At 68.2% G+C, this 24693-nt stretch carries 15 protein-coding genes and 1 tRNA gene; 5 read left to right on the top strand and 11 right to left on the bottom strand.

What is annotated here, in order from left to right; all coding sequences use genetic code 11:
* Positions 1–65 precede the first annotated feature (65 nt).
* The 6 genes from HHX30_RS41765 to HHX30_RS20095 form a co-directional block, all read right to left on the bottom strand.
* On the bottom strand, positions 66–1637 hold the full coding sequence (locus HHX30_RS41765) for a serine protease (protein ID WP_249350225.1): 1572 nt from the start codon (positions 1635–1637) through the stop codon (positions 66–68).
* Positions 1638–2248: 611 nt separating this feature from the next.
* Entirely contained in the window at positions 2249–3793 is a 1545-nt protein-coding gene (locus HHX30_RS41760; protein ID WP_249350224.1) for a serine protease, read from the bottom strand.
* A 501-nt stretch (positions 3794–4294) separates the two neighbouring features.
* Positions 4295–5794 carry a serine protease gene (locus tag HHX30_RS20115; protein WP_169983504.1) on the bottom strand — a complete coding sequence of 500 codons (1500 nt, stop codon included), beginning with the start codon at positions 5792–5794 and terminating at the stop codon, positions 4295–4297.
* A gap of 407 nt (positions 5795–6201) precedes the next feature.
* Positions 6202–7704: a serine protease gene (locus HHX30_RS40730; RefSeq protein WP_211592239.1), complete on the bottom strand. Its 1503-nt coding sequence runs from the start codon at positions 7702–7704 to the stop codon at positions 6202–6204.
* Positions 7705–8662: 958 nt separating this feature from the next.
* Positions 8663–10519, bottom strand: a complete 1857-nt coding sequence (locus HHX30_RS41755) for a serine protease (protein ID WP_249350223.1) — start codon at positions 10517–10519, stop codon at positions 8663–8665.
* A 440-nt stretch (positions 10520–10959) separates the two neighbouring features.
* Positions 10960–11484 (bottom strand): MarR family winged helix-turn-helix transcriptional regulator, encoded by a 525-nt coding sequence (locus HHX30_RS20095; protein WP_169983503.1) that lies wholly within the window; start codon positions 11482–11484, stop codon positions 10960–10962.
* Positions 11485–11565: 81 nt separating this feature from the next.
* On the opposite strand from HHX30_RS20095, the gene HHX30_RS20090 reads away from it, so the two are divergent.
* Positions 11566–12312, top strand: a complete 747-nt coding sequence (locus HHX30_RS20090; RefSeq protein ID WP_169983502.1) for a trans-aconitate 2-methyltransferase — start codon at positions 11566–11568, stop codon at positions 12310–12312.
* A gap of 58 nt (positions 12313–12370) precedes the next feature.
* A complete protein-coding gene (locus HHX30_RS20085; protein WP_169983501.1) occupies positions 12371–13837 on the top strand; it encodes a CYTH and CHAD domain-containing protein in 1467 nt (488 codons plus the stop codon).
* 48 nt (positions 13838–13885) lie between these two features.
* Here HHX30_RS20085 and HHX30_RS20080 read toward each other — a convergent pair whose 3' ends face one another.
* The 4 genes from HHX30_RS20080 to HHX30_RS20065 all read right to left on the bottom strand — a co-directional run bounded on the left by HHX30_RS20080 (position 13886) and on the right by HHX30_RS20065 (position 19269).
* Complete coding sequence (locus HHX30_RS20080) at positions 13886–14794, bottom strand: NUDIX hydrolase (RefSeq protein WP_249350222.1); 909 nt, start codon at positions 14792–14794, stop codon at positions 13886–13888.
* Positions 14794–16890 carry an RNA degradosome polyphosphate kinase gene (locus tag HHX30_RS20075; RefSeq protein ID WP_169983500.1) on the bottom strand — a complete coding sequence of 699 codons (2097 nt, stop codon included), beginning with the start codon at positions 16888–16890 and terminating at the stop codon, positions 14794–14796. The genes HHX30_RS20080 and HHX30_RS20075 overlap by 1 nt, the downstream gene beginning before the upstream one ends.
* A gap of 146 nt (positions 16891–17036) precedes the next feature.
* Positions 17037–18053: a TetR/AcrR family transcriptional regulator gene (locus HHX30_RS20070; protein ID WP_182909742.1), complete on the bottom strand. Its 1017-nt coding sequence runs from the start codon at positions 18051–18053 to the stop codon at positions 17037–17039.
* A gap of 277 nt (positions 18054–18330) precedes the next feature.
* On the bottom strand, positions 18331–19269 hold the full coding sequence (locus HHX30_RS20065) for an acyl-CoA desaturase (RefSeq protein ID WP_169983499.1): 939 nt from the start codon (positions 19267–19269) through the stop codon (positions 18331–18333).
* Between the two features lie 1159 nt (positions 19270–20428).
* On the opposite strand from HHX30_RS20065, the gene HHX30_RS20055 reads away from it, so the two are divergent.
* The 3 genes from HHX30_RS20055 to HHX30_RS20045 all read left to right on the top strand — a co-directional run bounded on the left by HHX30_RS20055 (position 20429) and on the right by HHX30_RS20045 (position 23409).
* Positions 20429–20499: transfer RNA gene (locus HHX30_RS20055), tRNA-Gln, on the top strand.
* 164 nt (positions 20500–20663) lie between these two features.
* Positions 20664–22142, top strand: coding sequence for a bifunctional UDP-N-acetylglucosamine diphosphorylase/glucosamine-1-phosphate N-acetyltransferase GlmU (gene glmU / locus HHX30_RS20050; protein ID WP_169983498.1), 1479 nt, complete (start codon positions 20664–20666; stop codon positions 22140–22142).
* A 289-nt stretch (positions 22143–22431) separates the two neighbouring features.
* Positions 22432–23409 carry a ribose-phosphate diphosphokinase gene (locus tag HHX30_RS20045; protein ID WP_169983497.1) on the top strand — a complete coding sequence of 326 codons (978 nt, stop codon included), beginning with the start codon at positions 22432–22434 and terminating at the stop codon, positions 23407–23409.
* A gap of 54 nt (positions 23410–23463) precedes the next feature.
* Here HHX30_RS20045 and trpS read toward each other — a convergent pair whose 3' ends face one another.
* Entirely contained in the window at positions 23464–24555 is a 1092-nt protein-coding gene (gene trpS / locus HHX30_RS20040) for a tryptophan--tRNA ligase (RefSeq protein ID WP_169983496.1), read from the bottom strand.
* Positions 24556–24693 lie beyond the last annotated feature (138 nt).

Here is a 24693-nt window from a genome sequence, read left to right as displayed (position 1 = left end):
AAGAAAAGGGCCCGGCTCAAGGCCGGGCCCTTTCCTGTGGTCCAGTCAGAGCGTCAGAGGGTGTCTCAGACGATCTTGCCGGAAGCGAACTTCGCGGCGTACTGGTAGACGGCCAGGGTCTCACCGTCGAAGTACGGGGAGACGCTGGTGTCGATGCGCTTGTTGCCGTCGGTGTCGGAGACCGCGATGGTCACACCGTTGAGGTAGCCGAGCCGCTTGGTGTTGCTGTAGCGGTACAGCCAGGACGAGCCGATCGAGCCCTCGCCGGTGAAGGAGGACTTGATGCCGACGAGCTCCTCGGCCTTCAGCGCCGGGGCAGCGGCCTTGAAGGTCTTGCCGTAGGCCCACTTGAGGGTCTTGCCGGTGAAGGCGTAGTTGCCGTCGGGGTGCGACCCGCTCGGGTAACCGAACACGAAGACCGCGGAACCGATCTTCTGGTTGTAGGCCAGGCCCTGCCCGCCGACGTTGGCGCCGAGGGTGCCGACGTCCTTGAGGGCGATGTCGACGATCTTGCCCTTGAGGATGTAGTCGATGTCGAAGTTCACCCAGAAGGTGACCTTGTACCAGCCGTTGTTGTAGGCGAAGTACACGGTCTTGTAGTCCGCGGAGACGCGGATCTCGTCGTCGCCGTACTTGGCGCCGTTGAACTCTTCCTTGCTGACGCGGGTCACGGTGACGCCGGTGCCCCGGGACACCTTGAACTCCGTGGTGCCGCCGCGCTGGGTGTTGATCTTGGACGCGATGTCCTTGATGTCCTGCTCGGACGGGCTGCTGAGGGTGGCGTAGTTGTCACCCCAGCCCTGGGCGTACGCCCACCAGAGGATGTTGACGTACTCCTTCTGGGACTCGTCGTGCCGGTTGCGAACCACCGTGCGGTAGTCCACGACGGGCTTGATCTCGCCGGCCCAGCCGGTGGTCTTGAGCTCCAGCTCCTTGCGGGCCTTCTCCGCGTCCGCCTTGGTCTCGAACTTGCGGTTGTCCACCCAGTTCTTGACCTTGTCGACGGCCACGTCGGTGACCTGGACACCGTTGTAGACGGTGACGAACGCGTAGTTGCGGTCGCCGTCCTCGTAGTTGTCGAAGTCGTAGTGGGTGTACGCGGTCTTACCCACGTAGATGCCCCACGGGGTCTTGCCCTGGTAGTAACCGGGGATGAAGACCCACTTGTCGAGGGTGGCCTTGTTGCTCACCGTGTCGTAGACGCAGTGACCGGCGGTGGCGACCAGGTTCTTCCACTGGCTCTGCACCGAGGTCGCCGAGCACCAGTGCGGCTTGTTGTCCGCACCGATGAAGAACACCTTGCCGGTGGTCTTCGGCAGGTTGATGTTCTTCAGGTTGCTCGTGGCGGCCTTCTGGTCACCGCTGGAGCCGACAACGCCGGCCTTGCTGTCGGCGGAAGCGCCACCCGTGGAGACGTGCTTGGTGGGCAGCGTCGTCTCGACGTTGTAGGGGGTCGCGTTGATCAGGTTCGCCTTGCCCTGGCCGTACCAGAACGCCGCGACCTGCTTGGCGGCGAAGTTCGTGTTGGCCAGGTTGACCGGAGGGGCGACGTCCGAGTCGGCCTGAGCCGGCGCGGCGACGGCGGCGGCGGCCAGCAGGCCCGCCACGACCCCACCGAGGGCGAGAGTGCGCTTCATGGATTTCTCCCAGGTCTGTCGTGGGACGCCGCTTGCGCCCCATGCGTCAGTGAAGGATCGAGGAAAAAGCTATAGGAGAAAGAAGGGGTATGTAAGGCGATTCATGAGGTCTGCCAGTAAGGCACCAATGGCAGTTAGAGGTCCCGATCTAACGATGTTGACCCTATTTCCGCTGATCAAGGGTGGCTTTGTTCGGTTCTTGTCACCCTCAGTCATGGAACGGTTCAGGCATCTATGTGATGCGAATCACACTGAGTGGGTGAAACCGAGGGGAGGTCGAGCCGCGTCAAAGTCGGGCTCGCTCCTGCCATGCGCCACTGAGGGACGCTGCGCACCGTGCCTGGGAGAGGTGGATCCTGGCAGGTCCGCAGGGGAGGAGCGTGGGTTTCAGGCGCGCGCCGGGGTGGCAGGGGAGAGGCCGCCAGGAGGCGGATTCTCGGGCGCTTCTGTGCGAGCGGGTGGCACGGCGCCGGCGGGCCGTTCGGGGCCTCGGTGACGTTCTCGTGACTGCGCTTTCCGCATAGTCATCGAAAACGGGACAAAAATAGGAAAAGGGCCCGGCTGGAAGCCGGGCCCTTTCCTGTGGTCCAGTTAGAACGTCAGAGGGAGTCTCAGACGATCTTGCCGGAAGCGAACTTCGCGGCGTACTGGTAGACGGCCAGGGTCTCACCGTCGAAGTACGGGGAGACGCTGGTGTCGATGCGCTTGTTGCCGTCGGTGTCGGAGACGCCGATGGTCACACCGTTGAGGTAGCCGAGCCGCTTGGTGTTGCTGTAGCGGTACAGCCACGAGGAACCGATCGAGCCCTCGCCGGTGAAGCTGGTCTTGATGCCCACCAGCTCCTCCGCCTTGACGGCCGGAGCAGCCGCCTTGAAGGTCTTGCCGTAGGCCCACTTGAGGGTCTTGCCGGTGAAGGCGTAGTTGCCGTCCGGGTGCGACCCGCTCGGGTAACCGAACACGAAGACCGCGGAACCGATCTTCTGGTTGTAGGCCAGGCCCTGACCACCGACGTTGCCACCCAGGGTGCCGACGTCCTTCAGGGCGATGTCCACGATGTGGCCGCGCAGCTTGAACTTCAGGGCGTACTTCACCCAGCAGGTGGCCTTGTACCAGCCGTTGTCCTTGCGGAAGTAGACAACGCCGCCGACGATCTTCTCGTCGTGGTCGTTGCCCACAGCAGCGACGTACTCTTCCTTCGAGATGCGGGCGACTTCGAAGCCCTTGCTGCGGTTCAGCTTGTAGTCCGCCTGGCCACCGCGAACCAGCGCCAGGACGTCCTCCAGCTTGCAGGTGCCGCCGCAGTACCGCTCCCAGTCGACCGCGACCTTCTGGGACTCCTGGCCGTGCTTGGCGACCTCCCAGCCCCAGCGCTCGTTCCAGGGGTACTTGACGTCGTTCGGGCCGAAGGCCACGATCTCGCCGGCCCAGCCGGTGGTCTTGAGCTCGAGGTCCTTGCGGGCCTTCTCCGCCGCGGCGCGGGTGTCGAAGACGCGGTTGTCCACCCAGTTCTTGACCTTGTCGACGGCCACGTCGGTGACCTGGACACCGTTGTAGACGGTGACGAACGCGTAGTTGCGGTCGCCGTCCTCGTAGTTGTCGAAGTCGTAGTGGGTGTACGCGGTCTTACCCACGTAGATGCCCCACGGGGTCTTGCCCTCGTAGTAACCGGGGATGAAGACCCACTTGTCCAGCGTGGCCTTGTTGCTCACCGTGTCGTAGACACAGTGACCAGCGGTCGCGACCAGGTTCTTCCACTGGCTCTGGACCGAGGTCGCCGAGCACCAGTGCGGCTTGTTGTCCGCACCGATGAAGAACACCTTGCCGGTGGTCTTCGGCAGGTTGATGTTCTTCAGGTTCGCCGTGGCGGGCTTCTGGTCGCCGCTGGAGCCGACGACGCCGGCCTTGCTGTCGGCGGAAGCGCCACCGGTCGAGACGTGCTTGGCGGGCAGCGTGGTCTCGACGTTGTACGGCGTCGCGTTGATCAGGTTTGCCCGGGCCTCGCCGTACCAGAACGCCGCCACCTGCTTGGCGGCGAAGTTCGTGTTGGCGAGGTTGACCGGCGGGGCGACGTCCGAGTCGGCCTGAGCCGGCGCGGCGACGGCGGCAGCGGCCAGCAGGCCCGCCGCGATCCCGCCGAGGGCGAGAGTGCGCTTCATGGATTTCTCCCTGGTCTGTCGTGGGACGTCACTTGCGCCCCATGCGTCAGTGAAGGAACGAGGAGAAAGGTATAGGAGGAATAAGGGTGGTGTAAGTGGTTCCGCGGCCTTCGTTCTCCGGCCGCCAAGCCCCATGCGCGGCCGCGCCCAGAGGCCTCGGTGGCGTTTTGGCTGATCATCTATGGCCCGTTCCATGGGTGATCACCTTGGGTGATGGAACGGTTCATGTTGAATGTGACGCAAATCACAGTTTTGGATGAAACCGGGAAGGGTTCCAATGCCGTCAAAACGGTCACTCTTCCTTCGCCTCGGTCGCCTCCGCATAGGTCGATGCGTCACGATCGTGAGCGAGAGCCGCCGCCTTCACGCGTGGTTTCACCCGCGTCGATCGGACATCGCTGCCGGGACGGGTGGCTCGCGGAGACTGTCCGGACATGCGAAAAGGGCCCGGCTGGAAGCCGGGCCCTTTCCTGTGGTCCAGTCAGAGCGTCAGAGGGTGTCTCAGACGATCTTGCCGGAAGCGAACTTCGCGGCGTACTGGTAGACGGCCAGGGTCTCACCGTCGAAGTACGGGGAGACGCTGGTGTCGATGCGCTTGTTGCCGTCGGTGTCGGAGACCGCGATGGTCACACCGTTGAGGTAGCCGAGCCGCTTGGTGTTGCTGTAGCGGTACAGCCACGAGGAACCGATCGAGCCCTCGCCGGTGAAGGAGGACTTGATGCCGACGAGCTCCTCGGCCTTGAGCGCCGGGGCAGCGGCCTTGAAGGTCTTGCCGTAGGCCCACTTGAGGGTCTTGCCGGTGAAGGCGTAGTTGCCGTCGGGGTGCGACCCGCTCGGGTAACCGAAGACGAAGACCGAGGTCCCGATCTTCTGGTTGTAGGCCAGGCCCTGACCACCGACGTTGCCACCCAGGGTGCCGACGTCCTTCAGGGCGATGTCGACGATCTTGCCCTTGAGGATGTAGTCGACGTCGAACAGGACCCAGAACTGGGCCTTGTAGTAGCCGTTGTCCTTGGTGTAGTAGAAGGACTTGCCGTCCGACGAGAAGCCGCCGTTGCCGTACTCCTGCTTGCTGACGCGGGTGATGGTGAAGCCAGCCCGCTTGCCCAGCTTGACGTCGGTGCTGTCACCGCGCACGAGCGCGTCGGTGTTCTCCTTCGCCCAGCCGGTCAGCCTGCAGAAGTCGTCCCAGCTGACGTAGCCCTTGGTGGACTCCTCGCCCTTCTGGGCCAGGTGCCGGTAGTCGGGAACGGCCACGATCTCGCCGGCCCAGCCGGTGGTCTTGAGCTCGAGGTCCTTGCGGGCCTTCTCCGCCTCGGCCTTGGTCTCGAACTTGCGGTTGTTCACCCAGTTCTTGACCTTGTCGACGGCCACGTCGGTGACCTGGACGCCGTTGTAGACGGTGACGAACGCGTAGTTGCGGTCGCCGTCCTCGTAGTTGTCGAAGTCGTAGTGGGTGTACGCGGTCTTACCCACGTAGATGCCCCACGGGGTCTTGCCCTGGTAGTAACCGGGGATGAAGACCCACTTGTCGAGGGTGGCCTTGTTGCTCACCGTGTCGTAGACACAGTGACCAGCGGTCGCGACCAGGTTCTTGTACTGGCTCTGAACCGAGGTCGCCGAGCACCAGTGCGGCTTGTTGTCCGCACCGATGAAGAACACCTTGCCGGTGGTCTTCGGCAGGTTGATGTTCTTCAGGTTCGCCGTGGCGGCCTTCTGGTCACCACTCGACCCGACGACACCCGCCTTGCTGTCGGCGGAAGCGCCACCGGTCGAGACGTGCTTGGACGGCACGGTCGTCTCGACGTTGTACGGCGTGGCGTTGATGAGGTTGGCCTTGCCCTGGCCGTACCAGAACGCCGCGACCTGCTTGGCGGCGAAGTTGGTGTTGGCCAGGTTAACGGGCGGGGCGACGTCGGTGTCGGCCTGAGCCGGCGCGGCAACGGCGGCGGCAGCCAGCAGGCCCGCCGCGATCCCGCCCAGAGCGAGGGTGCGCTTCATGGATTTCTCCCAGGTCTGTCGTGGGACGCCGCTTGCGCCCCATCCGTCAGTGAAGGATCGAGGAGAAAGCTATAGGAGAGTTTGGTGAGGTGTAAGCGCTCCGCGGCTTGTGCTCTTCCGGCAGCGCCCGCTGCGCCGCCCCTTCCAACGGGGTGCCGAGCCACGTTTTGGCTGATCATTAAGGGTGTGTTTCGGTTGTGCTGCCGTGGTTTGTGCGCCAGCGGTGTGACCTAAATCACAGTTTCTGGTGAAACCAGATGGGGCTCTCTCCCGTCAAAGACGGCCCTGTCGGACGCCCGGCCCGCCGCCTGTCGCTTCCACGAAGGAGGCGCCCTCGGGCACACGAAAAGGGCCCGGCCGGAGGCCGGGCCCTTTCCTGTGGTCCAGTCAGAGCGTCAGAGGGTGTCTCAGACGATCTTGCCGGAAGCGAACTTCGCGGCGTACTGGTAGACGGCCAGGGTCTCACCGTCGAAGTACGGGGAGACGCTGGTGTCGATGCGCTTGTTGCCGTCGGTGTCGGAGACCGCGATGGTCACACCGTTCAGGTAGCCAAGACGCTTGGTGCTGCTGTAGCGGTACAGCCACGACGAGCCGATCGAGCCCTCGCCGGTGAAGCTGGTCTTGATGCCCACCAGCTCCTCGGCCTTCATGGCCGGAGCAGCGGCCTTGAAGGTCTTGCCGTAGGCCCACTTGAGGGTCTTGCCGGTGAAGGCGTAGTTGCCGTCCGGGTGCGACCCGCTCGGGTAACCGAACACGAAGATGCCGGTCCCGATCTTCTGGTTGTAGGCCAGGCCCTGCCCGCCGACGTTGGCGCCCAGGGTGCCGACGTCCTTGAGGGCGATGTCGACGAGGTGACCACGGAGCTTGTAGTCGACGTCGAAGTTGCCCCAGTAGGTCGCCTTGTACCAGGCGTTGTCCTTGGCGAAGTAGAAGGCCTTGCCGTCGGGCGTCCAGCCGCCGTTGCCGAACTCCTCCTTGGAGACCCGGGTGACCTCGGTGCCCCACGTCCGGTCCTGGTACACGGAGGTGCCGTGCTCCTTGGCCTGGTTCTCCAGGGTGGCCGCGTTCGCCGGGACGTTGCCGCCGAGCTGGTTCTTGGTGGCGGGCGCCTTCTGCGAGCCCGGGGTACGGAGAGGAACCCTGGTGCCGTAGTCCACCACGGGCACGATCTTGCCCGCGAAGCCGGTGCTCTTGAGCTCCAGCTCCTTCTGGGCCTTCTCGGCCAGAGCCTGGGTCTCGAACTCGCGGTTGTCCACCCAGTTCTTGACCTTGTCGACAGCCACGTCGGTGACCTGGACACCGTTGTAGACCGTCACGAACGCGTAGTCGCGGTCGCCGTCCTCGTAGTTGTCGAAGTCGTAGTGGGTGTACGCGGTCTTACCCACGTAGATACCCCACGGCGTCTTGCCCTCGTAGTAACCGGGGATGAACACCCACTTGTCGAGGGTGTTCTTGTTGCTCACCGTGTCGTAGACGCAGTGACCGGCGGTGGCCACGAGGTTCTTCCACTGGCTCTGCACGGCGGTCGCGGAGCACCAGTGCGGCTTGCCGTCGCCACCGATGAAGAACACCTTGCCGGTGGTCTTCGGCAGGTTGACGTTCTTCAGGTTGCTCGTGGCGGCCTTCTGGTCACCGCTGGAGCCCACAACGCCGGCCTTGCTGTCGGCGGAGGCGCCGCCGGTCGACACGTGCCGCGTGGGGACGGTCGTCTCGACGTTGTACGGCGTGGCGTTGATCAGGTTCGCCTTGCCCTGGCCGTACCAGAACGCCGCGACCTGCTTGGCGGCGAAGTTGGTGTTGGCCAGGTTCACGGGCGGGGCGACGTCCGAGTCGGCCTGAGCCGGCGCGGCGACGGCGGCGGCGGCCAGCAGGCCCGCCGCGATCCCGCCCAGAGCGAGAGTGCGCTTCATGGATTTCTCCCTGGTCTGTCGTGGGACGTCACCTGCGCCCCATCCGTCAGTAAGAGACGAGGGAAAAGGTATAGGAGAGTCATGTGGGGTGTAAGGGCATTCGCGGCTTCCGTCCGGGTGCCGGCGGTGCCCGAGCCGTGCCGTTCGAGGGGATTCGGACGCGTTTTGCCTGATCATTTACGTCGCGCATCAATCTTCCTGACGGGGCTGTTCAGCCTCGGATGTGACCTAAATCACAGGTTTGGAGGGAAACCGGAAGTGTGTGCATCGCGTCGAAGCGGCCCCGCGGCGAAGGCGGGCATCGGAGACGAGGGGCGTTGTCAGGGTGGCGGGAATTGGGCCTGTCTGAGCGCTTGTGCCGCAGGTGGGGACGCATTCGGCCGCGTCCGCGGAGTCGTCCTCGCAAGCCGGCTCGGCCCGCTCGCGCCGCCTCCGCCCATGCCGCTGCTCCACAGAACCTCGCGAGCGGAGGTCTCGCCGTGCTCCGCGGGCATGGAGACGCCGGCGGCGGCAGGGAATTTGGACCGGTCCGAAAACTGCCATTGGCTTATTGCATCGGTCCAATGACATTCGGTCGCGTTCTGGTTCGTCGGGCCGAAGTCCGTGACCGCCTCTGTCAAGGCCGGGGAGAGGGAAGTGGGTCCTTCTCCACTGTGCGCGCGGAATTTCAGTGGCCGGATCTGGGCCTGGTAGAGGCCCCGAGGCCGGCTGTACGACCCTCAGCGCGCGCCGGCGGCCGCCCGGGCGGCCGGGGCGCCCGGGGGGCCACACGTACGTGCGGGGGCCCGGATCACGGGGATGACAGCGGCGCCCGGCATGCAGGAGGCCGCGCAGGAGACGTCGCGTTCGGGGAAAGTCTGGGAAGCCCGGGAAAGCCCGGGGAAGCCCGGGGAAAACGAAAGGGCCCGGATGGACAAGCCATCCGGGCCCTTCCTGACGCCGTCAGGAGTCAGAACACTCAGACGATGCGGCCCGAGTGGAACTTCGCGGCGTACTGGTAGACGGCCAGGGTCTCACCGTCGAAGTACGGCGAGATGCTGGTGTCGATGCGGTCGTTGCCGTCCACGTCGCCCAGGCCGATGGTCACACCGTTCAGGTAGCCGAGCCGCTTGGTGTTGCTGTAGCGGAACAGCCAGGACGAGCCGATCGAGCCCTCGCCCGTGAACGAGGTCTTGACCCCGACGAGCTCCTCGCCCTTGACGGCCGGGACGCTCACCTTGAAGGTCTTGCCGTAGGCCCACTTGAGGGTCTGGCCGGTGAAGGCGTAGTTGCCGTCCGGGTGCGACCCGCTCGGGTAACCGAACACGAAGACGTTCGTGCCGATCTTCTGGTTGTAGGCCAGGCCCTGACCGCCGACGTTGTCGCCGAGACGCCCCACGTCCTTCAGGCTGATCTTCAGCGTGCCGTGCGGCCTGTGGTCGTTGCGGACCGACTTCGCCCAGAACGTCCGGGCGTAGTACTTGTACTTCGGCCGGTGGTTGTTGTCGTCGCAGTGGTCCCTGCCGCCGCCCCGACGGTCGTTGTCGTCCGAGAAGCTGCTGCGGGGACGGTCGTCGTCGCACCAGTCCGGCTTGCCCGTCGGCTTGCCCGTGGGGGTCGCGGTGACGGTCGTGGTCGCGGTCGCGGTCACCGTGGCGGTCGCGGTCGCGGTGACAGTCGCGGTCGCGGTCGCGGTCGTGGTCGCGGTCGTGGTGACGGTCACCGTCGGCTTCGGCTCCGGCTTGGGGGGCTCGGGGTGCCGGTTGTTCTGGCCACTCGGCGCGACTTCCGGCGTGAGGGCCTTGGCGTCGTCCTTCGGGCCCTGGTGGTCGTCGTGCCTCGGACCCTTGTGGTCGTCGCGGTCCCAGACCTTCTTGCGGAAGTACAGGGTCTTGCCGTCGCCGCTCGGGTAGGAGTCGAAGCGGCTGTTGTACTGGCGCTCGCTGATCTCGCGGGTCTCGACGCCCGTGCCCTTGGCCCAGGGGCCGTTGCCGGTGAGGTCCCTGCCCCGGTTCAGGGCCTGGAACTCGCGGATGGACAGGCGCTTCACGTACGAGCGGTGGTCGTCGCGGTCGCGACCGCGGTGGTCGTCACGCCCGCGGTGGTCGTCGCGTCCGTGGTTCTTGCCGTCGTGGTCGTCGCGACCGTGGTGGTCGTCACGCCCGTGGTTGTGCCCACGGTGGTCGTCACGGCCGTACTTGTCGTAGCTGACGCCGGTGACCTGGACGCCGTTGTAGACGGTGACGAACGCGTAGTTGCGGTCGCCGTCCTCGTAGTTGTCGAAGTCGTAGTGGGTGTACGCGGTCTTACCCACGTAGATGCCCCACGGGGTCTTGCCCTGGTAGTAACCCGGGATGAAGACCCACTTGTCGAGGGTGGCCTTGTTGCTCACCGTGTCGTAGACACAGTGACCAGCGGTCGCGACCAGGTTCTTGTACCCGCTCTGCACCGAGGTCGCCGAGCACCAGTGCGGCCTGTGGTCGGCGCCGATGAAGAACACCTTGCCCACGGTGCGGGGGAGGTTGACGTTCTTCAGGTTGCCGGTGGCGGCCTTCTGGTCACCACTCGACCCGACGACACCCGCCTTGCTGCTGGCGGAGGTCCCGCCGGTCGACACGTGCTTGGTCGGGAGCTTGGTCTCGACGTTGTACGGCGTGGCGTTGATGAGGTTGGCCCGGGCCTCGCCGAACCAGAACGCGGCCACCTGCTGAGCGGCGAAGTTGGTCTTCGCGAGGTTGATGGCCGGAATCTGGTCGTCGGCTTGGGCCGGCGAGGCGACGATTGCGGAGGCCAGGAGGCCGGCCGCGACGCCGCCGAGAGCGAGAGTGCGCTTCAAGGTGGATCTCCCTGGTCTGTCGTGGGGCGTCACTTGCGCCCCATGCGTCAGTGAAGGAACTGATGGAAGTTATAACGAAGAAAGCCTCTGAAAACAGAAATTTCAGAATTTGCTATCAGTGCCCACAGGGTCTCCATGCGCCGTCCTGGCGGCTCCGCCGTACGCCTACAGGACTCGTCTCCGCTGATCACGTAGCCATCGAGAGTCCCTCACTCCATGGCCGGACTGGACCGGTCCAGGGAGAAATGTGACGAAAATCACAGTGGTAAGGAGTTGTGTCACTGCGGAGAGTAAGCCAACAAGTTGGTGACGAAGCGTCAATTGTGGAGTCGAAAGCGTCAAAAGAGACAAATGGCAGAGATTGGCATTTCCGTGCCGTGACGGGGGCGTTCGTCGGCTGTCGAATCCAGGGGGACTCGGTGGAGGTGGAGCCGGCCGGCTCAGTGACCTGTCCCATTGGAGGTGTCGAAGGGGACCAGGAGTGTACGCAGCAGAGCGGCGAGGGCCTGCTGCTCGTGCTGTTCGAGACCGGCCAGCAACTCGCGTTCGCGCCGCAGCAGGTCGGCGAAGGCGGCGTCCACACGGTGCATTCCGGCCGGGGTCAGCCGTACGAGCACGCCGCGCCGGTCCTCGGGGTCGGGGCGCCGGGTGACCAGCCCGGCGGCGGCCAGCCTGTCGATGCGGTTCGTCATCGTGCCCGAGGTCACGAGAGTGGCGCGCAGCAGCGCTCCCGGGCTGAGTTCGTACGGCTCGCCCGCCCGGCGCAGGGCCGTCAGCACGTCGAACTCCCATGACTCCATGTCGTGGGAGGCGAAGGCCGCACGACGCTCACGCTCCAGGTGCCGGCTCAGCCGGGAGACGCGGCTCAGCACCTCGAGAGGTGTCACGTCCAGGTCCGGGCGCTCCTGCTTCCAGGCCGCTACCAGCCGGTCCACCTCGTCCTCGGCGGGCCTCGAGAAGGTCATGGGCCGAGTTTATCTTCTCTTGACATCGAGATATCTCACGCGATATCGAGTATCTTGACATCAAGATAACGGAGGCGTGGTATGTGGGATCCGGAGATCTACGGGCGCTACGCGACGGAGCGCGGCCGTCCCTTCCATGAGCTCGTGGCCCGGGTGGGCGCCCGATCGCCCCGGTACGTCGTCGATCTCGGGTGCGGCACCGGAGAGCTCACGGCGACCCTGTGCGATCGCTGGCCCGGCGCCCGGGTGCACGGCGTCGACTCCTCGCCCGAGATGATCGCCAAGGCGCCGCCCGGGCCGACGTTCGAGACGGCCGACGTCCGCGACTGGCGCCCGCCGCACGCGGTCGACGTGATCGTCTCGAACGCGCTCCTGCAGTGGATCCCGGAGCACCCCGACCTGCTGCGCCGGTGGAGGGGTCACCTGACCGAGGGCGGCTGGCTCGCCTTCCAGATTCCCGGCAACTTCCACGCGCCGAGCCACGCCGTCGTGCGCGAGCTGTGCCGTACGACCTGGCGGGAGGAGCTGGGCGACGTGCCGCGGGGTGTGCCGGTCGGGGATCCGGCCGGCTACGTGGACCTGCTCGCCGGTCTCGGCTTCGTCGTGGACGCGTGGGAGACCACCTACGTACACGTCCTGCCGGGGGAGGACCCGGTGCTCGGCTGGATCAAGGGCACGGCCCTGCGGCCCCTGCTCGACCGGCTGCCGGCCGAGCGGCACGCCGCCTTCCTCGCCGACTGCGCCCGGGCCCTGCGGGCCGCCTACCCGCCCAGGCCGTACGGCACGCCGTTCCCGTTCCGGCGGATCTTCGTGGCCGCGCACCTTTGAAATCTGTTCACTTTCGCATGGCAGTATGACGCCGACCGGGACACCACAAGGGGGAACGGTGGCGCTTGAGATAGAGGACAAGTTCGACGTTCCGGAGGGCTTCGCTCTGCCCGACCTCGGCGGCCTGCCGGGGTGCGAAGGGGTGGCCGAGCCGCTCTCCCACCGGTTGACCGCCGTCTACTTCGACACCCCCGACCTGCGGCTGGCGGCCCGGGGCGTCACCTTGCGACGGCGGCGCGGCGGGGACGACGAGGGCTGGCACCTCAAGCTGCCCAAGACCAAGGGCGCCCGCCAGGAGATCGCCCGGCCGCTCACCCGCGGCGCCAAGGTGGTGCCCGCCGAGCTGGCGAGCCTCGTCCTCGCGTACACGCGGGGCGTCCCGCTCGCGCCGGTGGCCCAGCTGGAGACCCGCCGCGGGGTCACCCGGCTGCTCGGTCCGGGCGACACGGTGCTCGTGGAGATCGCCGACGACCGGGTCAAGGGCACGGTGCTCGGCGACGAGCTGGTGGTGCGGCGCTGGCGCGAGGTCGAGGCCGAGCTCAAGGAGGGCGATCGCGACCTCCTGAAGAAGGTGGCCAAGCGCCTGCGCAAGGCGGGCGCCGCTCCCGCGGACAGCGCGAGCAAGCTCGCCCGCGTCCTGGGCGACCGCATACCCGCGCCGCGGCCCGTGACCCGGCCCGAGCCCGGTTCAGCCGGGGAGGTCGTCGCCGCCTACCTCCGCGCTCACGCCGCCGCCCTGCTCGCGCGGGACCCGCACGTGCGCCTGGCCGAGGAGGACGCCGTCCACAAGGCCAGGGTCTCCTGCCGCCGTCTGCGCAGCGCGCTCAAGGCGTTCAAGCGGATCGTCGCCGGCACCGAGGAGCTCCGGGAGGAGCTCAGGTGGCTCGGCGAGGTGCTGGGCGAGGCGCGCGACCTGGAGGTCATCCGGGCCCGGTTCGCCGCCCGGCTCGACGCCCTCGATCCCCGCTTCGTCACCGAGGACGCGCGCCGCAGGCTGGGTGACGACCTGCGGGCCAGGGAGCACGACGCGTACGACCGCATCCGGGCGGCCCTCGGCGGGGAGCGTTACCTCGCGCTGCTCGACGCCCTCGACGCGCTGGCCGCCGACCCTCCGCTGACGGCCACGGCGGCCGAGAACGCGGACAAGGCGCTGCCGAAGATCGTGGACAAAGCCTGGCGCCGGGTGACCGACGCCTACGACGCGGCGCGGCGCATGGAGGAGGGCGAGGAGAGGGAGACGGCCATGCACGAGGTGCGCAAGGCCGCCAAGCGTGCCCGCTACACGGCCGAGGCGGCCGGCATGCCGGGCCATGCCGAGCGCGCCGAACAGGTGCAGGAGGTGCTCGGACGGCACCAGGACGGCGTCGTCGCCCAGGGCGTGCTGCTGGAGGAGGCGGAACGGGCCAGGCAGGCGGGGGAGGACACCTTCACCTACGGCGTGCTCGCCGGCATCGAGAGCGCCGAGGCGGCCCGGGCCCACGAGGAGTTCCCCGCCGTCTGGTCCCACCTCCCCCACCCCGCGTGATCTCGTAGTCGGTCGCGAGCACGGCGGGTCGGGTGATCCTGTGAACGATCAAGCGTGGGTGGCGTAGCGTTCCAGGCTCACCACGTGCTCACCCGCGTCGTCGCCGACGGCACCCGCGACGGCCCGGTGGAGTACGGCGAAGCCGCCCTTGGCGAGGTTGCGGTCGCCCATGCCGTACGGCGCCCGGTGGGCCATGTCCAGCAGCTCGGGCAGGACCTTGCCGTGGCTGCAGAGCACCGCGGGCTCGGGCTCGGCCAGCAGGTCGCGGACGACGCGTTCCGCCGCGCGCGGGTCGTAGCCGCTCTCCGACAGCGCCTCCTCCTCGCGCACCTCCAGCCCGTGCCGCTCGGCGTACGGCCGCAGCGTCTGCGTGCATCGCCTGCTGTGCGAGCTGACCAGCGTGACCGGGCGGTAGGCCCCCAGCACCGTGGCCAGGATCTCGGCCTGGGCGTGTCCGTGCTCGTCCAGCGGACGCCGGTCGTCGTCGCCCTTCCACTCCTGCCGCGAGCCCGCCGGCGCGTGCCGCAGCAGGATCAGCGGCATGGTGACCAGGGGAGCGGCGCCGACGGCGCGCAGCAGGCTGCGGTCCCAGGCGTAGGTGAGGCGCCGCCGCGCCTCCTCGATCGGCAGCCAGGCGACCTCGTCGACCTCGTGCCCGTCGCCGCCGATCGCATGCTGGTACCCCGGGGCGTGGGCGAGCCAGTAGTCCACCCGCTTGAGCCGGCCGCCGCGCATGTAGTGCACGGGCGGAAGGGCGCGGCCGAGCACGACCCGCAGGCCGGTCTCCTCCCACACCTCGCGCAGGGCCGCCGCGATCACGTGTTCGCCGTGCCTGAGCTTTCCCTTGGGCAGGCTCCAGTCGCGGTACGCCGGCCGGTGGACCAGGGCGACCTCCGGGTCGTCGGCGTTCCCCCGCCAGACGACCGCACCGGCCGCCCTGATCATGCCGCCGCCCATCACTCGGCCCCGTCGTCCAGGGCCCGCCAGCGGCGGCTCGCGATCAGGTGGTGCTGGAGATCCACCTCGCCCCGGTGGCGCAGCCACTTGCCGTCCGAATGCAGCGTCCAGGCCGTGGTGGTGTCCTCGAACGCCATATCGAGCAGGTGGGACAGATATCTGCGATGCTCCGGGCCGGCGACCTTCACCAGCGCCTCGACACGGCGGTCGAGGTTGCGGCGCATCAGGTCGGCGCTGCCGATCCACATCTCGGTCCGCCGTCCGCCGCCGAACTCGTAGATCCGGGAGTGTTCCAGGAACCGGCCGAGCACGCTGCGTACGCGGATCGTCTCGGACAGGCCGGGCACGCCGGGACGGAGCGTGCAGATACCGCGCACCCACAGATCGACCGGCACCCCGGCCTGCGAGGCCCGGTACAACGCGTCGATGACGGGCTCGTCCACGAGCGAGTTCGTCTTGATCCGGATCCGCGCCGCACGGCCCGCCCTGCGATGGGCGATCTCCTGCTCGATCCGGGTGAGCAAACCCTGTCGCAGCGAGTCGGGCGCGACCAGCAGCTTGCGGTAGTAGGACTGGTGGGAGTAGCCGGTCAGGTGGATGAACAGGTCCGTGACGTCCTCGCCCACCTGCGGGTCGGCGGTGAGCAGGCCGAAGTCCTCGTACTGCCGGGCCGTCTTCGGGTTGTAGTTGCCGGTGCCGATGTGGCAGTAGCGCCGCAGCTCGCCGCTCGCCTCCTGACGGACCACCATCGACAGCTTGCAGTGCGTCTTGAGACCGAGCACGCCGTACACGACGTGGCACCCGGCCGTCTCCAGCTTGCGCGCCCAGGAGATGTTCGCGTGCTCGTCGAACCTCGCCTTGATCTCGACCACGACCACGACCTGCTTGCCCGCCTCGGCCGCGTCGATCAGCGCGTCCACGATCGGCGAGTCGCCGCTGGTCCGGTAGAGGGTCTGCTTGATCGCCAGCACGTCCGGGTCGGCCGCCGCCTCCTCCACGAACCGCTGCACGCTCGTCGCGAACGAGTCGTACGGGTGGTGGATGAGGATGTCGCGCTCGCGCAGTATGGCGAACAGGTCGTCCTCGGCGCTGATCGCCTCCGCGGGGACGAACGGCCGATAGTGCAGCTCGGGACGGTCGAGGTCGGCGATGGCGTGCAGCCCGGTCAAGTCGAGCGGCCCGGGCAGGCGGTAGATCTCGTTGCCGGCCACGCCCAGCTCGTCGACGAGCAGTTCCAGCACCTCGGGCGTGATGGTGTCCTCGACCTCCAGCCGCACCGGCGGCCCGAACCGGCGGCGCAGCAGCTCCCGCTCCAGCGCCTTCATCAGGTTCTCCGTGACGTCCTCGTCGATCTCCAGGTCCTCGTTCCTGGTCACCCGGAAGACGTGGTGCTGCACGATCTGCATGCCCTTGAACAGCTCGCCCAGGTGCGCCGCGATCACGTCCTCCAGCGGGACGAACCTGCTCGGCGAGGCGGTCACGAACCGGGGGAGCTGCGAGGGGACCTTCACCCGCGCGAACACCGTGTGGCCGTTCGCCGGGTTCCGCACCATCACGGCGAGGTTCAGGGAAAGGCCCGAGATGTATGGGAACGGGTGGGCGGGATCGACGGCCAGCGGCGTCAGCACCGGCCGGATGCGCTCACGGAAGAGCTTGCGCAGCGCCGTCCGCTCGTCCCTGGCGAGGTCGTCCCACCGGACGATCGCGATGCCCTCCTCGGCGAGCTCGGGGCAGATCCGGTCGTGGAAGACCGCCGCGTGCCTGCGCGCGAGGTCGTCGGCGACCGTCGCGATCCGCGTCAGCGCCTCGCTCGGCTTCAGCCCGCCCGGCGTCCGCAGCAGCAGGCCGGTCGCCATCCGCCGCCTGAGCCCGGCCACCCGTACGCGGAAGAACTCGTCCAGGTTGCTCGCGAAGATGGCGAGGAACCGGACGCGTTCGAGCAGCGGCAGCGAGGAGTCCTCCGCCAGTTCCAGGACACGCTCGTTGAACTGGAGCCAGCTCTCCTCGCGGTTGAGGAACCGGTCGTTGGGCAGCGGGGCGTGCGCGGGGAGGTCGGTCTCCTCCGGCTCAGAGGCGGGGGAGCTTTGGGCGGACATATAACGAAATATGCCCTAAGTCGTTGAACGGAACGTTAACTTCGTAGCAACGAAAGCGTCAGGCTGTGGTGCCCAGGCGCCGTTTTCCCTGTTCGCCGCGCCTCCGCGGCGCCCGCCGTACGGGGGTCGTCCCGCGCGGCGGGCGGTCAGACCTCTCCGTGCTGCTGCCGGTCGAGTCCCTTGGCTCGCTCGCGCTGCAGGCGTTCGAGTTCCCTGGCCCGCTCGCGCTGGCGGCGTTCGAGTTCCTTGGCGCGTTCGCGCTGCTCGCGCTCCTGTGCCTTCTCCTGCTCGCGGCGGAGCTTCTCCTGCTCCTTCGTCTGCCGCTCGAGCTCCTTGGCGCGTTCGCGCTGCTCGCGCTCCTTGGCCTTCTCCAGCTCGCGTTGCTGGCGTTCGAGCTGCTTGGCGCGTTCGCGCTGCTCGCGCTCGCGCGCCTTCTCCTGCTCGCGGCGGAGCTTCTCCTGCTCCTTCGAGTCGCGCTCGGCGGGACTCGCCGTACGGGTGTCCACGGTGGGGGACAGGACCAGGCCACGCGTCGCGCCGGTGAGCACGGGATTGGCGTCCAGGCCCGTCAGGCCGTTCCACGACAGGTTCACCAGATGGGCGGCTACCTCCTCGCGGCGCGGTTTGCGCACGTCGAGCCACCACTGGCCGGTGAGAGCGGTCATCCCCACGAGCATCTGGGCGTACATCGGCGCGAGCTTGGGGTCGTAGCCGCGCTCCTTGAACTCGTCCGCCAGCACGTCCTCCACCTGGCTGGCGATGTCGCTGATCAGGCTGGCGAAGGTGCCCGTCCCCGACGCGGCGTGGGAGTCGCGGACCAGGATGCGGAAGCCCTCGCTGCTCTCCTCGATGTACTGGAGGAGAGCGAGCGCGGCCCGCTCCAGCTTGATGCGGGCGTGCGAGGCCGACAGGGCCTGGGTGACCAGGCTGAGCAGGCGCTGCATCTCCCGGTCGATGACGACGGCGTAGATGCCCTCCTTGCCGCCGAAGTGCTCGTACACCACGGGCTTGGACACCTTGGCGCTGGCCGCGATCTCCTCGACCGAGGTGCCGTCGAAGCCCTTGTCCGCGAACAGGGCACGGCCGACCTGGATCAGCTGCTCGCGCCGTTCCGCGCCGGTCATGCGTCTGCGGGATCGGGAGGACTCGCTCACGGGTTCCATCATGGCGGGTGCGGCGGCCCGGACCCGGCGCGGGACGGTCGCGGTCCCTGTTTTCCCGGCAGGAGTCCTCCCGGCAGGAGTGGCCGGAAGCGCCGGTACGGCCACCGCGGAGACGGGGGCCGTACGAGTGCCGGGACCGGCCGGGGACGTGGGGACGGAGGGCGCCGCCGGTAAAGGAGGCGCCGATGTGGGGGACAGCGGTGAGGGGGATGCCGGTGCGAGGGTCAGGGCCGCCGTGTTCCGGAGAGCGGCCCTGCCGTCAGCACTGACTGAGTCGTCAGGCAATTCGCTTCGCCGCCAGGCGCTCGGGAGTCGGCCAGCGCACGTCGTGAGCCCATCCGGCCTTCTCGAACCAGCGGATGACACCCGCGCTGAGGTCGATCTGGCCCTTGAGCGCGCCGTGCCGGGCGCAGGTGGGGTCGGAGTGGTGGAGGTTGTGCCACGACTCGCCGAACGAGGGGATGGCCAGCCACCAGACGTTGCGGGACTTGTCGCGCGACTCGAACACCTCCTCGCCGAACACGTGGCAGATGGAGTTGATCGACCAGGTGACGTGGTGCAGCAGCCCGATCCGCATCAGCGTGCCCCAGAAGAACGCGGTCAGCGCGCCCTGCCAGGACCAGGTGATCAGTCCGCCGAGGACCGGCGGGAGCAGCAAAGAGGTGATCGCGATCGTGGGGAACCACCGGTGCAGCTTCTTGATGTCCGGGTCCTTCAGCAGGTCCGGGGCGTACTTGGCGCGGTTGACGCGCTCGACCTCGAAGAGCCAGCCCACGTGCGCGTACAGCAGGCCCTTGCACATCGACTTGAAGCCGGGACCGAACCGCCACGGCGAGTGCGGGTCGCCCTCCTTGTCGGAGAACTTGTGGTGCTTGCGGTGGGCGGCCACCCAGTCCAGCACCGACATCTCCAGCGAGAGGCTGCCGGCGATCCCGAGCGCGATCTTCAGAGGCCGGTTGGCCTTGAACGAGCCGTGCGTGAAGTAGCGGTGGAACCCGACCGTGACCCCCAAGCCGGACACGATGTAGAAGACGCCGGCGATCGCGACGTCCGTCCAGCCCAGGCCCCATCCCCAGGCGAACGGTACTGCGACGATGACCGCGAGGATCGGAAGGCCGACGACGAGTGCGAAGACGACCAGATCGGCTTTGCTCTTGCCTTCGGGTTCGAAGTCCGGCTTCGGCTGTGGGGAGGGACGGTCGGTCAGGACGGTCATGGGCTACCTCACGAGATGGGAAAGAATTTCTGGCTACGCAACCGTAACCTACGCCATCGTAAGTTAGGAATCCCTAAGAGCGAATGTGTGGAAGGTGACGCTCCGGGCCATATCTGGTGGCGAATCCACGCCTTGCACCAACGGTCGGCCATCTGGTAATGCCTCGTGCTCGCTCTCGGCCGCGCCGTCGATGCCGCGGCGTCGACCGCGACGTGCCCGTAATGCCGTCTCGATAACACCCGGGAGCGCCTCATTTTGAGAGACATGCCAGGAGGCGGCGGCATCACGATTCCGTGGTCCGAGGCCGGGCCGCGGCGACGAGGCGGGCGCCGAGTGCGCGGATGTGCTCGACGAGTTCGGGCGGCTCGTGCACGGTCCTCGGCGCCGTCGTGGGAGCGGTAGCCGAACCGCAGGCTCTCCCGGTGGCGGACGGCCGCGGCGATCGCGGTGAGCACGTCCGGGTCCACGGCCGAGGCCGGGTCCGTCAGGGGAACCGTGACCGACCGCAGGTCGCCGACGCGGTGCCGGAGCCGGGACGGGAGGACCTGTTCGAGCTTGGCGAGGGCGCGGAGCGAGGTCTCCTGGACGTTCGGCCTGCACGACTCGCCCGCGGCGCAACTGGCGTGGATCGCGGAGAAGTTCAAGGAGTGGACCGACCCGGCCCGCGAACTGCCCGAGGACGCGGTGGACCTCGACCAGATGCTCACCGATGTGAGCATCTACTGGTTCACCCGGACCGCCGCCTCGGCCGCCCGTCTCTACAAGGAGGGGCAGAAGGGCTGGGGGCGGCGGCCGAGTATTCCGCGCTGCCGCACGGCGTCGCCGTCTTCCCGGGCGATGCCGGGGTCCGGCGGATCGCCGAGCGCGAACACAACGTCGTGCACTGGTCCGAGTTCGACCGCGGCGGCCACTTCGCCGCGATGGAGGCGCCCGACCTGCTCGTCGAGGACGTCAGGGCCTTCTTCCGCCCCCTCCGGTGAGCTCCTGACCCCGGCTCCGGCTCGCGGGCCGGGCGAAGCGGTCGTGCGATGTGACGTGGCACGTCCGGGCATGGGGCGAATCACTGGGAAAGACTGATGCTCAGTGAACGGTCGGCTCTGTATCCTGAGTGCGGATTCGGGCGGCCGCCGGAATCCGGCAAGGCGGGACGTTGTGCCCTTCCCGGGTCGTCTAGGGGCAAGACTACAGATTTTGGTTCTGTCAACGGAGGTTCGAATCCTCCCCCGGGAGCCTGTTCATCCGTCCGTCCGCGCCCCAGGGGGGCTGGTTCCCTCTCGGGGCACGGCAGGTAAGCTCACCTTGTCGAGCGGGTGACCGTGCGGTTCCTGGGTAGTGGACGCGTGGAAGCCGCAGCCGATCCCGTGTAAGCCGCGACGCCGAGGGAGCCTCAGTCCGTGAGTGTGCCGCGCCCGGCAGCCGTGATCGTCCTCGCCGCGGGCGAGGGCACCAGGATGAAATCGAAAACCCCCAAGGTCCTCCACGAGGTCTGTGGTCGTTCACTCGTGGACCACATGCTCGCCGCCGCGCGCGGCCTCGCCCCCGAGCGGCTGATCGTGGTCATCGGGCACGCGCGCGAGCAGGTCGGCGCCCAGCTGGCGGCGACCGCGCCGGACGCCCGTACGGTCGTCCAGGACAAGCAGAACGGCACGGGTCACGCCGTGCGCACCGCCCTCGAAGCCGAGGGCCCGATCGACGGCACCGTCCTGGTGACGTACGGCGACACCCCGCTGCTGCGCACCGAGACCCTGGCGGCCCTGCTCGAACGGCACGCCGCCGACGGCAACGCCGTCACGGTGCTGACCGCCGTCGTCCCCGACCCGACCGGTTACGGCCGGATCGTGCGCGACGAGGACGGCGCGGTGCTGGAGATCGTCGAGGAGAAGGACGCCACCCCCGAGCAGCGCGCGATCGCCGAGATGAACTCGGGTGTGTACGCCTTCGACGGCGCGCTGCTGGCCGACGGCCTGAAGCGGATCGGCGCCGCCAACGCCCAGGGCGAGGAGTACCTGACCGACGTGCTGGCCATCCTCCGCGAGGACGGCCACCGGGTGGGCGCGCACGTGGCCGCCGACCACGCCGAGGTCGAGGGCGTCAACGACCGCGTCCAGCTCGCCTTCGTCCGGCGCGTGCTCAACGACCGCATCCTGGAGGCGCACATGCGCGCCGGGGTGACCGTCGTCGACCCGGCCGGCACGTGGGTCGACGCCGGGGTCACGATCGAGCCCGACGCCGTGATCCATCCCGGCACCCAGCTGAAGGGCGCCACCCGGATCGGCGCGGGGGCGCAGGTCGGGCCGGGCAGCACGCTCACCGACACGGTCGTCGGCGAGGACGCCGTCGTGCGCAACACCGTCGCCGACGGCGCGGAGATCGGCCCCGGCGCCGCCGTGGGTCCGTTCGCCTACCTGCGCCCCGGCACCGTGCTGGGCCCCACGGGCAAGATCGGCGCGTTCGTCGAGACCAAGAACGCGCGGATCGGCGAGGGCTCCAAGGTCCCGCACCTGACATACGTCGGCGACGCGACGATCGGGGTCGGCTCCAACATCGGCGCCGCCTGCGTCTTCGTCAACTACGACGGCGTCGCCAAGCACCACACGGTCGTGGGCGACCACGTGCGCGTGGGCAGCGACAACATGCTCGTCGCCCCGGTCACGATCGGGGACGGCGCCTACACGGCCGCCGGATCGGTGATCACGTCCGACGTGCCCCCCGGGGCGATGGCGGTCGCCCGCGGCAAACAGCGCAACATCGAGGGCTGGGTGGTGCGCCGCCGCGCCGGCACCCGGTCCGCGGAGGCGGCCCTGCGGGCGACAGAAGCCCGCGACACGACCGCGGCGAACGGCGCAGACCCCGCCAATGACCAGGGCCAATGACCAGGGCCAATGACCAGGGCCGGTGATCAGGGCCGGTAATGAGGACCGGCGATCAGGACCACCTGCGGCCCGCCTCCCCGCGGGCCGTACGGGGACAGGAAAGACACGTACGAGGCGCGGTCTGACCGCGTAGCGCCTAAGGGCCAGGCCAGGAGGACACCGTGACCGACCACATCGACCGGGCGAAGGGGTTCGCGAGCCCCGGGCGAAACGAGGGAACGGCGCCACGGCCGGCCCGGCCTCACCACGCCCGGTACGGCGAACAGGCTCGACACGCGAGGAGCGCGGCATGAGCGGCAAGAAGACGACCGGCGAGCGGAACCTGATGTTCTTCTCCGGCCGGTCCCACCCCGAGCTGGCCGAGGAGGTCGCGAGCGCCCTCGGCGTCGAGATAACGCCGACCGCGCTGCGCGACTTCGCCAACGGCGAGATCTACGTGCGGTATCTGGAGTCGGTGCGCGGCTGCGACGCCTTCGTGATGCAGAGCCACACCGCGCCGATCAACCAGTGGATCATGGAACAGCTGATCATGGTGGACGCCCTCAAGCGGGCCTCGGCCAAGCGGGTCACCGTGATCATGCCGTTCTACGGCTACAGCCGGCAGGACAAGAAGGGCCGCGGCCGCGAGCCGATCACCGCCAGGCTGATGGCCGACCTGTTCAAACAGGCGGGCGCCGACCGGATGATGTCCATCGACCTGCACACCTCGCAGATCCAGGGCTTCTTCGACGGTCCGGTGGACCACCTGTTCGCCCTGCCGGTCCTGATCAACTACCTGCGCGGCAAGCTCGACCCGGCGACCACCACGATCGTCTCTCCCGACACCGGCCGCGTACGGCTGGCCGAGCGCTGGTCGGACTCGCTCGGCACGCCCGTGGCGTTCATCCACAAGCGGCGCGACCTCGACGTGGCCAACCAGGTGAAGGTGCACGAGGTGGTCGGCAAGGTGCGCGGCAGGACCTGCGTGCTGATCGACGACATGATCGACACCGGCGGCTCGATCTGCAAGGCGGCGGACGCGTTGTACGAGCACGGCGCGACCGACGTCATCGTGGCCGCCACGCACGCCATCTTCTCCGACCCGGCCGTGGACCGGCTGAAGAACTCCCGCATCTCCGAGGTGGTCGTGACCAACACGCTGCCCATTCCGGAGGAGAAGAGGTTCGACAGCCTCACGGTCATGTCGATCGCCCCGCTGCTCGCCCGGGCCATCACCGAGGTCTTCACCGACGGCTCCGTCACCAGCCTCTTCGAAGGCGACAGCTGAGCCACACCACCGGGCCCCCGGTCACGTCGTCCGAGGGCCCGGTGGTGCCGGCAGTCAGTAATAGAGGGCGTTCATCGCCGCGCGTACTTCCTTGAGGGTGGCGTCGGCGATGACGGCGGCGCGTTCGTTGCCGTCGCGCAGCACGCCGCGGACGTGCGCGCGGTCCCGGGCCAGCTCCGCGCGCCGCGCCCGGATGGGCGCGAAGTAGTCGTTGACCGCCTCGGTGACGGTGGCCTTCAACGCGGCGGCCCCCCTGCCCCCGATCTCGCCGGCCACCTCGTGCGGGTCCCGGCCGAGGCACAGCGCGGCCAGGAGGACCAGGCTCGAGACCTCGGGCCGGGCGACGGGGTCGTACGCGATGTGGCGGTCGGCGTCGGTCTTCGCGCCGCGGATCAGCCTGGCGGTCTCGTCGGCGGTCGCGGCCAGGGCGATGGAGTTGCCCCGGCTCTTGCTCATCTTGCCGCCGTCGGTGCCGAGCAGCAGCGGGGCCTCGGACAGCAGCGCCTCGGGCTCGGGGAACACGGGGCTGCCCGGGGCGCCGTAGCGGTTGTTGAAGCGGCGTGCGACGGTGCGGGCCACCTCCAGGTGGGGCAGCTGGTCCTGCCCGACCGGGACGAGCCCGGCCTTGCAGAACAGGATGTCGGCCGCCTGGTGAACCGGATAGGTGAACATCAGCCCGCTGACCGCCGACTGGCGCGAGTGCGCGATCTCGTCCTTGACCGTGGGGTTGCGGCCCAGCTCCGCGACCGAGACCAGGCTGAGGAACGGCAGGAGCAACTGGTTGAGCGCGGGTATCGCGCTGTGCGTGAAGATCGTGGCCCGGGCCGGGTCGATGCCGACGGCCAGATAGTCGAGCACCAGGTCCTCCACGTGCTCGGCGAGCCGCTCGGCGACGTCGCGATCGGTCAGGACCTGGTAGTCCGCGACGAGCACCATCATGTCCACCCCCAGGTTCTGCAGGCGGACGCGGTTGTGCAGGCTGCCGAAGTAGTGTCCCAGGTGCAGCCTTCCGGTCGGGCGGTCGCCGGTCAGCGCGCGGAACCGGCCGGGCCGCTCCCGGACCGATCTCTCCAGTTCGGCGCTGCGCCGTCGCGCGGCCGGCACATCGAGGTCGTCGGACGTGGTGGTGTCGAGGGTCGTGCTCATGTGGTCTCTCCCTTGGCGGCTGGTTCGCCGTTCCGACGGCGACCCCTCGTCCAGGGAGCACGAAAAAGGGCCGTCCATCCGAACGGCCCGGTCGTACGCGTGTGAGATGGCCGCTCCTATGCGGAGCGCCACCAGCCC

This window comes from Microbispora sp. H10836 (assembly GCF_012999525.1).
Classification (GTDB): domain Bacteria; phylum Actinomycetota; class Actinomycetes; order Streptosporangiales; family Streptosporangiaceae; genus Microbispora.
This window is presented reverse-complemented; position numbering and strand designations above follow the sequence as displayed.

What these genes read in the sequence shown, in the direction of transcription:
- HHX30_RS41765 (WP_249350225.1), bottom strand. Translation starts at nt 1,637, where the DNA reads ATGAAGCGCACTCTCGCCCTCGGTGGGGTCGTGGCGGGCCTGCTGGCC.
- HHX30_RS41760 (WP_249350224.1), bottom strand. Translation starts at nt 3,793, where the DNA reads ATGAAGCGCACTCTCGCCCTCGGCGGGATCGCGGCGGGCCTGCTGGCC.
- HHX30_RS20115 (WP_169983504.1), bottom strand. Translation starts at nt 5,794, where the DNA reads ATGAAGCGCACCCTCGCTCTGGGCGGGATCGCGGCGGGCCTGCTGGCT.
- HHX30_RS40730 (WP_211592239.1), bottom strand. Translation starts at nt 7,704, where the DNA reads ATGAAGCGCACTCTCGCTCTGGGCGGGATCGCGGCGGGCCTGCTGGCC.
- HHX30_RS20095 (WP_169983503.1), bottom strand. Translation starts at nt 11,484, where the DNA reads ATGACCTTCTCGAGGCCCGCCGAGGACGAGGTGGACCGGCTGGTAGCG.
- HHX30_RS20090 (WP_169983502.1), top strand. Translation starts at nt 11,566, where the DNA reads ATGTGGGATCCGGAGATCTACGGGCGCTACGCGACGGAGCGCGGCCGT.
- HHX30_RS20080 (WP_249350222.1), bottom strand. Translation starts at nt 14,794, where the DNA reads ATGGGCGGCGGCATGATCAGGGCGGCCGGTGCGGTCGTCTGGCGGGGG.
- HHX30_RS20075 (WP_169983500.1), bottom strand. Translation starts at nt 16,890, where the DNA reads ATGTCCGCCCAAAGCTCCCCCGCCTCTGAGCCGGAGGAGACCGACCTC.
- HHX30_RS20070 (WP_182909742.1), bottom strand. Translation starts at nt 18,053, where the DNA reads ATGGAACCCGTGAGCGAGTCCTCCCGATCCCGCAGACGCATGACCGGC.
- HHX30_RS20065 (WP_169983499.1), bottom strand. Translation starts at nt 19,269, where the DNA reads ATGACCGTCCTGACCGACCGTCCCTCCCCACAGCCGAAGCCGGACTTC.
- HHX30_RS20045 (WP_169983497.1), top strand. Translation starts at nt 22,432, where the DNA reads ATGAGCGGCAAGAAGACGACCGGCGAGCGGAACCTGATGTTCTTCTCC.
- trpS (WP_169983496.1), bottom strand. Translation starts at nt 24,555, where the DNA reads ATGAGCACGACCCTCGACACCACCACGTCCGACGACCTCGATGTGCCG.